The sequence below is a fragment of the Stenotrophomonas maltophilia group sp. Smal13 genome (assembly GCF_030236855.1).
GTDB lineage: Bacteria > Pseudomonadota > Gammaproteobacteria > Xanthomonadales > Xanthomonadaceae > Stenotrophomonas > Stenotrophomonas maltophilia_A.
Genome location: NZ_JASJSQ010000044.1, coordinates 27771 through 40655, shown reverse-complemented (window position 1 = coordinate 40655; position 12885 = coordinate 27771). Strand labels below are relative to the sequence as shown.

Here is a 12885-nt window from a genome sequence, read left to right as displayed (position 1 = left end):
GCACTGCTTCGCAAGCGCCCGAACGCACAGCCGCCAGCGGCTGGGCCGGGCCCCGTAGGGGTACTTGCAGCGTCCCCCCTCACCCGGACCCGCCCCGCCAACGGTCAGGAAACCAGCTTTTGCTCTGGCTCTTAGCGGGTGCAGGGCAGCAGCCCTGCCGCCCCCTCAACCCTCGATTTGACGCACTGCGCAAGAATGCGTTAACGTACTAACGCACTATTACATTGATGCATGGAAACGACCCCGTGAAAGCCCGCCCCGAGATTGCCGCCAAAGACCCGAAGGCCGACCTGGAAGCCCTGGCCCAAGCCTTTGCCGCCCTGCGCGAACCGGAACAGGTCGAAGCCTTCCTGCGTGATCTGTGCACCCCGGCCGAGCTGGAAGCCATGGCTGACCGCTGGAAGGTGGTGCCGCTGCTGCAGCAGGGCGTGCCGTACCGCGAGATCCACGAGCGCACCGGCGTCAGCGTGACCACCACCGGACGGGTGGCACGCACGCTCGAGCATGGCCATCGAGGCTATGCCGCCGCCATCGACCGCCTTGCTTCGCGCTGATCCGCGCCCCGTTCCGAACTTCGAGACATCCCCCATGAGTGCAACCCAGGCAGCGCCGGCACGAGACCGGCTGCGTATCGCCATCCAGAAGAGTGGCCGGCTGGCCGAACCCGCGCGCAACCTGCTCAGCGCCTGCGGCCTGAGCTGGCGCGAGAGCCGCGACAAGCTGTTCTGCTACGGCGAATCGCTGCCGGTGGACCTGCTGCTGGTGCGCGACGACGACATCCCCGGCCTGATCGCCGACGGCGTCTGCGATCTCGGCATCGTCGGCCGCAACGAGCTGGACGAACAGGCCGCCGCGCGGCGCCAGATCGGTCTGCCGGATGCCTACCAGGCATTGCGCGGGCTGGGCTTCGGCCAGTGCCGGCTGATGCTGGCGGTGCCCGAGGAATGGCAGTGGCAGGGTCCGGCGCAGCTGGCCGGCACCCGCATCGCCACCAGCTACCCGGCCATCCTCAAGCAGTGGCTGGCCGAGCAGGGCGTGGACGCACAGGTGGTCGAGCTGTCCGGTTCGGTGGAAATCGCCCCGCGCCTGGGCACCGCCGACCTGATCTGCGATCTGGTGTCCAGCGGCGCCACCCTGCGCGCCAATCAGCTGACCCCAGTGCACAACCTGCTCGACAGCGAGGCGGTGCTGGCCGGCGCGGTGCGCGCGCCGGATGATGCACGTGCATCGCTGCGCGCGATGCTGCTGCGCCGCCTCGACGGCGTGGTTCAGCGACAGGACCGCAAGCTGCTGATGTTCCGTGCCAGCGAGGACCGCGTCGACGCGCTGGCGCAGCTGCTGGCCGATGCCGAGCCGTTGGTGCGGTTGCCGGCCGATGGCGGTGCGCTGCGCCTGCAGACCATGTGCCCCGGCCCGCTGAGCTGGCAGCGCATGGAGGAACTCGAGCGCGCGGGTGCGCAGGGCCTGATGGTACTGAGCGTGGAGCGGTCGCTGGCATGAACCGTCTGATCTGGTCCCGACTTGATGAGGCCGCGCGCAGCGCGGCATTGACCCGCCCGGTGCAGACCGTGGCGCAGCAGACCCGTGACGCGGTGGCGGCCCTGATTGCACAGGTGCGCGCGCAGGGCGACGACGCATTGCGTGCGATTACTGCACGTTTCGACCGTGTCGAGCTGGCCTCGTTTGAAGTTTCCGAAGCCGAATTTGCCGCTGCCGAAGCCGCCGTGCCCGCCGAACTGCGGCAGGCGATGGTCGAAGCCGCCGAACGCATCGCGCGCTTCCACGCCGCGGGCATGGGCAAAGGCTATGCAGTTGAAACCGCACCGGGCGTGGTCTGCGAGCGCATGCTGCGTCCGATCGGCCGGGTGGGCCTGTACGTACCGGCAGGCAGCGCGCCGCTGCCGTCCACCGCGCTGATGCTGGGTGTTCCGGCGCAGCTGGCCGGCTGCCCGCAGGTGGTGCTGTGCACGCCGCCGCGCGCCGATGGCAGCGCCGATCCGGCGGTGCTGGTAGCCGCGCGCCTGACCGGCGTGCAGCGCGTGTTCAAGCTGGGCGGCGCGCAGGCGATCGCCGCGATGGCTTACGGCACGGCCAGCATCCCGGCCTGTGACAAGCTGTTTGGGCCCGGCAACAGTTTCGTCACCGAAGCCAAGCAGCAGGTCGCACAGGATGGCGCGGCCGCCATCGACATGCCGGCCGGTCCCTCCGAAGTGCTGGTGATTGCCGATGCTGGCGCCAATCCGGCGTTCGTCGCCGCCGACCTGCTGTCGCAGGCCGAGCACGGCCCGGATTCGCAGGTACTGCTGCTGACCGACGACCCCGCGATGCTGGCGGCGGTCGAGGCAGAGGTGGAGCGCCAGGTGGCCCTGCTGCCGCGCCAGCAGATCGCGCGACAGGCGTTGTCGGCGTCGCGGCTGATCCAGGTCGATTCGCTGGACGAGGCCTTCGCGATCAGCAACCGCTATGCGCCCGAGCACCTGATCCTGGCCTTGCGCGAACCGCGCGACTGGCTGGGCCAGGTGCAGGCGGCCGGCTCGGTGTTTCTGGGCGATTACACCCCCGAAGCGCTGGGCGACTACTGCAGCGGCACCAATCACGTGCTGCCCACTGCGGGTGCCGCGCGCGCCTACAGCGGTGTCAGCGTGGCCAGCTTCCAGAACCTGATCAGCGTGCAGAGCGCCAGCGCTGCAGGGTTGGCGGCAATCGGCGGCTGCGCACGCATCATCGCCAGCGCCGAAGGCCTGGATGCGCATGAGCGTGCGGTTGCGCTTCGCATGGAGGCGGCGGCATGAACGCGGATATCGATGATGTGCTGGCGCTGGTGCGCCCGGACCTGCAGGCCTTCGCTGGCTACAGTTCGGCGCGCAGTGCAGCGGTGCAGGGCGAGGTCTGGTTGAATGCCAACGAATCGGCCTGGGCGAATCCGGCCGACAGCGCCGGCAGCAGCCGTCGCTACCCCGAGCCGCAGCCGCTGGCCCTGCGCGAGGGCCTGGCTGGGCTGTATGGAGTAACGCCGCAGCAGCTGCTGATCGGCCGCGGCAGCGACGAAGCCATCGATCTGCTGGTGCGCGCGCTGTGCGTGCCGGGCCGCGATGGCGTGCTGGTCACGCCGCCGGTGTTCGGCATGTACGCGGTCTGTGCGCGCCTGCAGGGCGCCGCACTGATTGAAGTGCCCCTGGTGGATACCGAAGACGGCTTGCGTGCCGATCTGGATGCTGTGATCGATACAGCCAAGTCGCGCAACGCCAAGCTGGTCTTCCTGTGCGCACCGTCCAACCCGGCCGGCAGTGACATCGCCCTGGACGAGATCGAGCGCGTCGCCACTGCTCTGCGTGGGCAGGCCCTGGTGGTGGTGGACGAGGCCTATGTCGAGTATGCGCAGCGCCCGTCGGCGACCACGTTGCTGGCCACGCACGCCAATCTGGCAGTGCTGCGCACGTTGTCGAAGGCGCACGCACTTGCGGCCGCGCGCATCGGCACCCTGATCGCCGCGCCGGAACTGATTGCCGTACTGCGGCGCTGCCAGGCGCCGTACCCGGTGCCGACCCCGTGCGCCGAGCTGGCCGTGCAGGCGCTGCAGCCGGCCGCACTGGCACGTACCGCCGAGCGCGTGGCCACGGTCATCGCCGAGCGCGAACGCCTGTTCGCTGCGCTGCCGGGCCTGCCTGGCGTTCGTCGCGTGTACCGCTCGTCCGGCAACTACCTGCTGGTCCGCTTCGCTGATGCGCAGGCAGCGTTCGACACCTTGCTGGATGCCGGTGTGGTGGTGCGCGACCAGCGCGCCGCGCCGCAGCTGGGTGATGCACTGCGCATCAGTATCGGCAGCCCCGAAGAGAATGACCGCGTGCTTGCGGCTCTGTCGGCGCGGAGGGCCGCAGCATGACACCGATCCTGTTCATCGACCGCGACGGCACCCTCATTGAAGAACCGGCCGACTTCCAGATCGATGCTTACGAGAAACTGCGCTTCGTGCCACAGGTGATCCCGGCGCTGCTGAAACTGCGCGATGCCGGCTACCAGTTCGTGATCGTCACCAACCAGGACGGACTGGGCAGCGAGAGCTACCCGCGCGCCAGTTTCGACGGCCCCAACGACCTGATGCTGCAGATCTTCGAAAGCCAGGGCATCACCTTCCGTGACGTGCTGATCGACTGCAGCTGGCCGCAGGACAACGCGCCGACCCGCAAGCCGGGCATCGGCTTGATGACAGGCTACCTGCAGGACCGCAGCATCGACTGGGTGCGTTCGGGCATGGTTGGTGACCGCATCACCGACCTGCAGTTCGCCGACAACCTCAACATCCGTGGCTTCCAGCTGCGCACCGAACAGTTCGGTGGCGAGTGGGACTGGCCGGGCATCGCCCACGCACTGGCCGACGCGCCACGCACCGCGGTGGTCCAGCGCAACACCAAGGAGACGAAGATCCGCGTTGAACTGGATCTGGACCGTGCCGGTGATGCGCGCATCGCCACCGGGCTGCCGTTCTTCGACCACATGCTGGAACAGATCGGCAAGCACGGCGGGTTCGCGCTGGACATCCAGGCCGAGGGCGACCTGCACATCGACGAGCACCACACCATCGAGGACACCGGGCTGGCGCTGGGTCAGGCCCTGCGCGAGGCGCTGGGCGACAAGCGCGGCATCGGCCGCTACGGCTTCACCCTGCCGATGGATGAGACCCTGGCCAGTGCCGCGCTGGACTTCAGTGGCCGCCCCTATTTCGTGTTCGAGGGCGAATTCAAGCGCGAGCGCGTGGGCGACATGCCGACCGAGCTGGTACCGCACTTCTTCCGTTCGCTGTGCGACGCCAGCGGCCTGAACCTCAACCTGCAGGTGCGCGGCGACAACGACCACCACAAGGTCGAGGCCTGCTTCAAGGCACTGGCGCGCGCGCTGCGCCCGGCATTGGCCCGCCAGGGCACGGCACTGCCGAGCACCAAGGGGGCGCTGTGAGCGACGTTGCGCTGATCGACGCCGGCGGTGCCAACCTGGGCTCGGTGCGCTACGCATTGGAGCGCCTGGGCGCGACGGTGCGGCTGGTACGCGATGCGGACGGTCTGGTCGGTGCGCAGCGGGTGATCCTGCCCGGCGTCGGCGCCGCTGGTCCCGGCATGCAGCGCCTGCATGCGCAGGGTCTGGTGGAACCGCTGCAGCGACTGGAGGTGCCGCTGATGGGCATCTGCCTCGGCATGCAGCTGCTGTTCGAGCGGTCCGAGGAGGCCGGCGTCGAGACACTGGGATTGATTCCGGGCGTGGTGCGCAAGCTGGTACCGGCCTGTGGCATCCGTGTGCCGCACATGGGCTGGAACCGCCTGCTCCCGCTGCGCGAATCGCTGCTGCTGCAAGGCGTGCCCGAACGCGCCAGCGCCTACTTCGTGCACAGCTATGCGGCGCCACTCAATACCCACACTGTTGCTGCCTGCGACCACGGTGGCCTGTTCACTGCCGTGGTGGAGCAGGGGCGCTACTACGGCGCACAGTTCCACCCCGAGCGCTCCGGCGAGACCGGTTCGCTGATGCTGCGCAACTTCCTCGAGGGCACTGCTGCATGAGTTTCATCGTCTACCCCGCGCTGGATATCCGCGACGGCCGCGTGGTGCGGCTGCGCCAGGGTGACTACGCGCAGGAAACCTCGTATGGCGACGATCCGCTGCCGCGTGCACAGGCCTTCGCTGCGCAGGGCGCGCAGTGGATGCATCTGGTCGACCTGGACGCTGCGCGTGCCGGTGGCTACACCCTTGCGCCGCTGCTGGCGTCGATCCGTGCGCAGACGCCGCTGCAGGTGCAGACCGGCGGTGGCGTGCGCGGCCGCGACGACGTGGCGCGCATCCTCGATGCCGGCGCCGGCCGCGTGGTGGTGGGTTCGCTGGCAGTACGCCGCCCCGACGAAGTGGTCGGCTGGCTGGAAGAGTTCGGTGCCGAGCGCATCACCATCGCGCTGGATGCCCGCCAGGATGCGCAGGGCCAATGGCAGCTGCCGGTGCACGGCTGGACCGAGAACGCCGGCGTGACCCTGGATGATCTGGCCCAGCGCTATGCGCGTGCCGGCATGCGCCACCTGCTGTGTACCGACATCGCCCGCGACGGCATGCTGGCCGGGCCCAACATCAGCCTCTACCAGCACCTGTCGGCGCTGCTGCCGGGCGTGGCCGTGCAGGCCTCCGGTGGCATCCGTGACGTGGCCGATGTGGCCGAGGCCCGTGCCGCCGGTTGCGGCGGTGCGATCCTCGGCAAGGCGCTGCTGGAGCAGCGCATGGACCTGGCGGAGGCGCTGGCATGTTGAGCCGACGCATCATTCCCTGCCTGGACGTGCGCGATGGTCGCGTGGTCAAGGGCGTGCGCTTCCGCGACCACGTCGACATGGGCGACATCGCCGAACTGGCCCAGCGCTATCGCGACCAGGGCGCCGACGAGCTGGTGTTCTATGACATCGGCGCCAGCCCCGAGGCGCGTTCAGTCGACGTCGCCTGGATCGAGCGCATCGCTCGCCTGATCGATATTCCGTTCTGCGTGGCCGGTGGCATCGACAGCGTGGAAACCGCGCGCCGCGTGCTGTTCGCCGGTGCCGACAAGGTGTCGATCAACTCGCCTGCGCTGGGCCGCCCGGAGCTGATCACCGAGCTGGCAGACGAGTTCGGCGTGCAGTGCGTGGTGGTGGGTGTGGACTCGGTACGCGAGGCGGATGGCCAGTGGCGGGTCCGCCGCTTCAGCGGCGACCCGGGCAAGACCCAGGCGGTGGCGCTGCGCACGCTGGACTGGATTGTCGAAGCACAACGGCGTGGCGCAGGCGAGATCGTGCTGAACTGCATGGACAGCGATGGTGTGCGCCGTGGTTACGATGTCGCGCAGCTGCAGCAGGCGCGGGCACTGTGCCAGGTACCGCTGATCGCCTCCGGTGGCGCCGGTGCGATGGAACACTTCGCCGAGGCCTTCGACCAGGCCGATGTCGACGGTGCGCTGGCGGCCAGTGTGTTCCACAGCGGCGCCATCGCCATTCCAGAATTGAAGCGCTACCTGCGCGGACAGCAGATCGAGGTGCGGGATGTCTATTGAAGTGAGGCCGTCGCTGGATGCGCTGCAGGCGCTGGACTGGGGCAAGGGCGACGGCCTGCTGCCGGCGGTGGTGCAGGATGCCGACACCCTGCAGGTGCTGATGCTGGGCTATGTCAGCGCCGAATCGCTGGCTGCCACGCTGGCCATCGGCCACATGACCTTCTTCAGCCGCAGCAAGCAGCGGTTGTGGACCAAGGGCGAGCAGTCCGGCAACGTGCTGGTGGTGCAGTCGATCAGCGTCGACTGTGATGCCGACACCCTGCTGGTGATTGCACGCCCGGCCGGGCCAACCTGCCACACCGGTGCCGAGAGCTGTTTCGACCAGGCGCCGAAGGACTTCCTGGGCGGGCTGGGCCAGCTGGTGGCGATGCGTGAGGCGCAGCGCCCGCCGGGCAGCTACACCACCAGCCTGTTCGAGGGCGGCATCCGCCGCATCGCGCAGAAGGTGGGCGAGGAGGGCGTGGAGACCGCATTGGCCGCCGTGGCGCAGGATGATGAGGCGCTGCTCGGCGAGGCTTCGGACCTGCTGTACCACCTGCTGGTGCTGCTGCGCGCGCGCGGGCTGTCGCTGGATGATGCGCGGGCGGTGCTGGAAAAGCGCCATCGTTGAGGAAGGCGTGAGGACCAACGGTCCGCACCCACCTCTGCAATGCAGCCGAGCATGGCTCGGCTCTACAATAGGGGGTCTTCTTCTTTCCCGGACCGCCCATGAAACTGCCTGCCGCCTGGCTGTGCTGCCTGTTGCTGACCTCGCCGGCCTGGGCCGCGGATACCGTGGTCAGCGGCAAGGTCTACCTGGAGCGCGACGGCAAACCCGGGCGCGGTGCGACCGATCCGGGTCTGGCCGGGGTGCAGGTTTCCAACGGCGAGACCATCGTCAAGACCGCCGCCGACGGCAGCTACAGCCTGCCAGTGCGCGACGGCCAGACCGTGTTCGTGATCAAGCCCGATGCGTATTCGTTCCCGAAGGCGGCCGATGGCCTGCCTTCGTTCTGGCGCCACTACCGCCCGAACGGTTCACCGGCGCTGAAGTACGGCGGCATCGCCGCCACCAGCGACGTCACCCGCAACTGGGATTTCGCCCTGCAGTCGGATCGCCATGACAGCCGCCGTGGTTTCCAGATGCTGGTGTTCACCGATTCGCAGACCGCCAGCCTGAAGGACATCGGCTACTACCAGCAGTCGATCGTGGCGCCGCTGGTTGGCCAGACCAGGGCGCGCATGGGCACCACCCTGGGTGACATCGTCAACGATGACCTGACCCTGTACCCGGCGATCAACAAGGTCACCACCGCGCTCGGCGTGCCGTGGTTCCATGTGCCGGGCAATCATGACCTCGATTTCGATGCGGCCAGCGATGAGCATTCGCTGGACAGCTGGCGCAACATCTACGGTCCGGACACCTACGCGGTGGAAGAGGGTGGCGCCAGCTTCGTGTTCCTGGACGACGTGGTGTACGACCCCAAGGCGAAGCCGAAATACATCGGCGGCCTGCGCGAAGACCAGTTCGCTTTCCTCGCCAGCTACCTGAAGGGCCTGCACAAGGATCGCCTGTTGGTGCTGGGCATGCACATCCCGCTGTTCGACGCGGCGCCGGGGCGCGAGACTTTCCGTCACGCCGACCGCCAGCGCCTGTTCGATCTGCTGAAGGACTTCCGCAACGTGCTGGTGCTCAGCGGCCACAGCCACACCCAGCAGCACGTCTACCACGGCAAGGCCGAGGGCTGGAACGGTGACAAGCCGCTGCACGAATACAACGTCGGTGCCAACTGTGGTGCGTTCTGGTCGGGCGTCAAGAATGCCGCCGGCGTGCCGGACAGCACCATGAGCGACGGCACGCCGAAGGGCTATGCATTGCTCGACGTGGCCGGCAACGGCAGCTATCGCCTGCAGTACCGCGTGGCCGGCAAGCCGGCCAGCGAGCAGATCGGCCTGCATGCGCCGAAGGTACTGCGCCAGGGCGCCTATCCGGCGTGGGGTGTCTACGCCAACGTCTACATGGGTGAGGACGCCAGCGTGGTCGAGTACCGCGTCGATGGTGGCGCCTGGCAGCCGATGAAGCAGGTCAGCCAGCCCGATCCGCGCCTGATGGTGGAGAACGTGGCCGATGATCTGGCCAACAGCCTGCGCGGCTACGACCGTTCGCCGGAGGCCACTGCGTCGCCGCACCTGTGGCGGGGTGCGCTCCCGACCGACCTGGCAACAGGCAGCCACAAGGTCGAGGTACGATCCACCCAGCCTGATGGTGCAGTGTTCACCGCCACCACCAGCTACAGCCTGCAGACTGCCCAGCCCTGATCCAAGGGCGTCGCTGCCCAACGCGAAAGGACCCCGCATGGATATCCGCTTCATGGCCGGCACTACGCCGGTGACCCTCAGCCGCCACTGGTTCACTGGCGCGATGCTGCTGCAGAGCGCTACCGAGAAGGTCTGGGTGCAACACCCGCTGCATCCGGGCACCCACTTCTCGTTCTCGCTGGTACAGTCGTGGCTGCGCCACATCGCCGGCCACGAAGTGCTGGTCGAGCGCACCCGGCCACTGCTGTTTGCCGGCTTCCGCCCGCAGCGCCTGCGCGTGCTGGTGGATGGTGTGCAGGTGGCCGAACAGGAAGGCATGTAGGCCAACCTGAACCATCGGCGTGCTAGGCAAAGCCGCCCCGATGCCTGAGAATCGGGGCGATTCAATCGATCCAAGCAGGCCAGCGTGACCATCGCAGCAGCGTCCCCGGTTTCCTCCGACTCCGCCCGCGGCGGTCTTCCGCGCCATCTGGTCGTTGCCGATGTCGGCGGCACCTTCGCCCGCCTGGCCTTGGCTGAGACCCAACCCGGCCACGCGCCGCTGCTGGGCAGCCATCGCACCTATGCCTGCGCCGAGCATCCCAGCCTGGCCGCGATCCTGGCCGATTTCACCGCAGGCCTTGGCCAGCCGGTGCAGACCGCGGTGGTCGCCATCGCCGGCCTGCTCGATGGCGATGTGCTGATCAACTCGAACCTGCCGTGGACAGTCTCGCTGTCGACCACGCGCGAACAGTCCGGCCTGCGCGAACTGCAGCTGATCAATGATTTCGAAGCGGTGGCGCTGGCTATCCCGTACCTGCAGCCGGAAACCCTGGTCCCACTGAATGGCGACGCCGATCCGGCGCAGGCCTTCCCGGCGCTGGTGCTGGGTGCCGGTACCGGCCTGGGTGCCGCGCTGCGTTTCGCCGATGGCGAGCGCCCGGTGCTGGCCAGCGAGATCGGCCATGCCGCGCTCGGCGCCGGCAACGCGCTGGAACTGCAGGTGCTGGGCAAACTGCTGCAGCGCTGGCCGCACGTGGACAACGAACGGGTGCTTTCCGGCAGCGGCCTGATGAACCTGTATCCGTGCCTGTGCGAACTGCGCGGCGTCACCCCGGTGTGGACCAGCACCGAGGCACTGATCGGCGCCGCGCGCAGTGGCGAGGACGCGCTTGCTGTGGAAACGTTGCAGGTGTTCTGTGCCTGGCTGGGCAGCCTGGCCGGCGACGCGGCGATCGCCGTCGGCGCGCGCTCGGTATACCTGGCCGGGGGCATTTCCGCGCATGTGCAGGATTTCCTGGCCGATGGCCGCTTCCGTGAGCGCTTCCTCAACAAGGGCGTGCTGACCGAGGTGCTGCGCCAGGTGCCGGTATGGCGGGTGGAGCACGGCCAGCTGGGCGTGCTCGGTGCAGCGGTCTGGCACGCAGCGCGGCAACCCACGCACGACTGATCGGCAGGGCCGGCATCGGGCCGGCCATGCATTGCAGACTGGGAGGGGAAGATGGTGGATCGCAGGCAGTTCCTGCAGGCCGGTGCACTGGCCGCAGGCATGGCGGCATTGCCGGGCGTGCATGCGCGCACGCAGGGGGGGGCCAGGGTGGTTTCCACCTGGGACTTCGGCGTGCCGGCCAACCAGGCCGCATGGAAGGTGCTGGCACAGGGTGGCAGCGCGCTGGATGCGGTGGAGGCGGGTGCACGCTGGGCCGAGAGCGAGCTGTGCAACCCCACCGTCGGCCATTGTGGCAACCCGGATCGCGACGGCGTGCTGAGCCTGGACGCGAGCATCATGGACGGCGATGGCCGCTGTGGTGCAGTGGCCGCGCTGGTCGACATCCTGCATCCGGTGTCGGTGGCCCGCAAAGTGATGGAGAACAGCCCGCACGTGCTGCTGGTGGGCGAGGGTGCGCAGCAGTTCGCGGTGCAGCAGGGTTTCGAGCGCAAGCACCTGCTGACGCCGCAGGCCGAAGCCGCCTGGCGCGAGTGGTTGAAGACCGAGAAGTACCAGCCACAGATCAATGCCGAGCGCCGTGGTATTCCCGGCAACAGCGACAACCACGACACCATCGGCATGCTGGCACTGGATGCCAAGGGCCATCTGGCCGGTGCCTGCACCACCAGCGGCATGGCGTGGAAACTGCACGGCCGCGTTGGCGACAGTCCGATCATCGGTGCTGGCCTGTACGTCGACAACGAAGTGGGCGCGGCCACTGCTTCGGGCGTGGGTGAAGAGATGATCCGCAACGCCGCCTCGTTCCTGGTGGTCGAGCTGATGCGCCAGGGGCGCTCGCCGGCGCAGGCCTGCCGCGAAGCGATCGATCGCGTGGTGCGCAAGCGCCCCGAAGCGAGCAAGACACTGCAGGTGTGCTTCCTGGCCATGAACAAGCAGGGTGAGGTGGGCGCCTACGCGTTGCATCGCGGCTTCGTCTACGCGGTCTGCGATGCGCAGCGCCAGGATGACCTGCGTGATTCGCCATCGATCTACACGAGCACCCAGGCGTGAGCACGCGGCTCACCCTGGAGATCGCCAGCAACTCGCTGGCTTCGGCGCTGGCGGCACAGGCCGGCGGCGCCGACCGCATCGAGCTGTTCGACAACCTGGCCGAGGGCGGCACCACGCCGTCGTTCGCCAGCATCGCGATCGCCCGCGAACGCCTGTCGATTCCGCTGTTCGTGCTGGTGCGGCCCCGCCCGGGCGACTTCCACTACGACGCGCTGGAAACCGAACTGATGCTGCGTGACATCGCGCAGTGCCGCGCGCTGGGCTGCGATGGCGTGGTGATCGGTGCGCTGGATGTGCAGGGCGGCATCGACGTGCCGTTGTGCCGTGAACTGGTGCAGGCTGCCGGGCCGCTGCAGGTGACCTTCCATCGCGCCTTCGATGCCGCCCGCGATCTGCCGGCCGCGCTGGAGCAGGTGATCGGGCTGGGTTGCCAGCGCGTGCTGACCTCGGGCGGTCAGGTCAGTGCCGAGGCGGGTGCCGATGTGCTGGCAGGCCTCGTTACCCAGGCAGCAGGCCGCATTACGGTGATGGCTGGTGCCGGATTGGCACCGGGCAACATCGCTACCGTGGCAAGGCAGACCGGCTGCACCGAACTGCACGCCTCGGCCAAGGGCCTGCGCCGCTCGGCCATGCAGTTCCAGAACCCGGCGCTGCGCGGACTGGACCCGGACTGGAGCCAGACCGCAACCGCCACCGTAGCCGCGCTGCGGCAGGCGCTGGACGCCTGATCGCAAGTCCCGGGTCGGATCCCTTCGCAGAAGGGCTCTGACCCCATCTGGATGCAGTCGGGTCAGAGCCCTTCCGTGAGGGGATCCGACCCCGTACGCCGGCCCGCCACGGACAAAATAGTTCCGCGCACGATTGTCGCGATCGTGTCATTGACGTGTGCGCCGTCTTCTCAGCGATGTTTCGTAACCCTTTGATTGTTCTGGATACCTGCAGCCGATAACGGCATTACGCCACGTGTTGCTGCGTCGCCGCATGCCCGGCGCGGTTCAGCTGTGCTTTAGTTTGGATCGATCCACAGGGGAGGGCGCCGTATCGGTCTTGAACCG

At 68.2% G+C, this 12885-nt stretch carries 14 protein-coding genes; all 14 read left to right on the top strand.

Annotated features, from left to right (window positions below):
- Positions 1–245 precede the first annotated feature (245 nt).
- The 14 genes from QRO95_RS15150 (at position 246) to QRO95_RS15085 (ending at position 12558) form a co-directional block, all read left to right on the top strand.
- Positions 246–554, top strand: coding sequence for a YerC/YecD family TrpR-related protein (locus QRO95_RS15150; protein ID WP_088025802.1), 309 nt, complete (start codon positions 246–248; stop codon positions 552–554).
- Positions 555–588: 34 nt separating this feature from the next.
- The gene (hisG, locus tag QRO95_RS15145) at positions 589–1500 is read left to right on the top strand and encodes an ATP phosphoribosyltransferase (RefSeq protein WP_032129944.1); all 912 of its coding nucleotides are present in this window, start codon (positions 589–591) and stop codon (positions 1498–1500) included.
- A complete protein-coding gene (hisD, locus tag QRO95_RS15140) occupies positions 1497–2792 on the top strand; it encodes a histidinol dehydrogenase (protein ID WP_285302916.1) in 1296 nt (431 codons plus the stop codon). The genes hisG and hisD overlap by 4 nt, the downstream gene beginning before the upstream one ends.
- Positions 2789–3883: a histidinol-phosphate transaminase gene (hisC, locus tag QRO95_RS15135; protein WP_285302915.1), complete on the top strand. Its 1095-nt coding sequence runs from the start codon at positions 2789–2791 to the stop codon at positions 3881–3883. The genes hisD and hisC overlap by 4 nt, the downstream gene beginning before the upstream one ends.
- On the top strand, positions 3880–4953 hold the full coding sequence (hisB, locus tag QRO95_RS15130) for a bifunctional histidinol-phosphatase/imidazoleglycerol-phosphate dehydratase HisB (protein WP_285302914.1): 1074 nt from the start codon (positions 3880–3882) through the stop codon (positions 4951–4953). The genes hisC and hisB overlap by 4 nt, the downstream gene beginning before the upstream one ends.
- Entirely contained in the window at positions 4950–5552 is a 603-nt protein-coding gene (gene hisH / locus QRO95_RS15125; RefSeq protein WP_008268504.1) for an imidazole glycerol phosphate synthase subunit HisH, read from the top strand. The genes hisB and hisH overlap by 4 nt, the downstream gene beginning before the upstream one ends.
- On the top strand, positions 5549–6283 hold the full coding sequence (gene hisA, locus QRO95_RS15120; RefSeq protein WP_110712131.1) for a 1-(5-phosphoribosyl)-5-[(5-phosphoribosylamino)methylideneamino]imidazole-4-carboxamide isomerase: 735 nt from the start codon (positions 5549–5551) through the stop codon (positions 6281–6283). The genes hisH and hisA overlap by 4 nt, the downstream gene beginning before the upstream one ends.
- Complete coding sequence (gene hisF, locus QRO95_RS15115) at positions 6277–7053, top strand: imidazole glycerol phosphate synthase subunit HisF (RefSeq protein ID WP_182267716.1); 777 nt, start codon at positions 6277–6279, stop codon at positions 7051–7053. The genes hisA and hisF overlap by 7 nt, the downstream gene beginning before the upstream one ends.
- The gene (hisIE, locus tag QRO95_RS15110) at positions 7043–7663 is read left to right on the top strand and encodes a bifunctional phosphoribosyl-AMP cyclohydrolase/phosphoribosyl-ATP diphosphatase HisIE (protein ID WP_285302913.1); all 621 of its coding nucleotides are present in this window, start codon (positions 7043–7045) and stop codon (positions 7661–7663) included. Before hisF ends, hisIE begins: the two co-directional genes overlap by 11 nt.
- Positions 7664–7761: 98 nt before the next feature.
- A complete protein-coding gene (locus QRO95_RS15105) occupies positions 7762–9351 on the top strand; it encodes a calcineurin-like phosphoesterase family protein (protein ID WP_285302912.1) in 1590 nt (529 codons plus the stop codon).
- Positions 9352–9388: 37 nt separating this feature from the next.
- The gene (locus QRO95_RS15100) at positions 9389–9673 is read left to right on the top strand and encodes a hypothetical protein (protein ID WP_005409434.1); all 285 of its coding nucleotides are present in this window, start codon (positions 9389–9391) and stop codon (positions 9671–9673) included.
- Between the two features lie 84 nt (positions 9674–9757).
- Positions 9758–10780, top strand: coding sequence for a glucokinase family protein (locus QRO95_RS15095; protein ID WP_049462013.1), 1023 nt, complete (start codon positions 9758–9760; stop codon positions 10778–10780).
- A 51-nt stretch (positions 10781–10831) separates the two neighbouring features.
- Positions 10832–11830 (top strand): N(4)-(beta-N-acetylglucosaminyl)-L-asparaginase, encoded by a 999-nt coding sequence (locus tag QRO95_RS15090; protein ID WP_121503155.1) that lies wholly within the window; start codon positions 10832–10834, stop codon positions 11828–11830.
- Positions 11827–12558, top strand: coding sequence for a copper homeostasis protein CutC (locus QRO95_RS15085; RefSeq protein WP_285302911.1), 732 nt, complete (start codon positions 11827–11829; stop codon positions 12556–12558). The genes QRO95_RS15090 and QRO95_RS15085 overlap by 4 nt, the downstream gene beginning before the upstream one ends.
- Positions 12559–12885 lie beyond the last annotated feature (327 nt).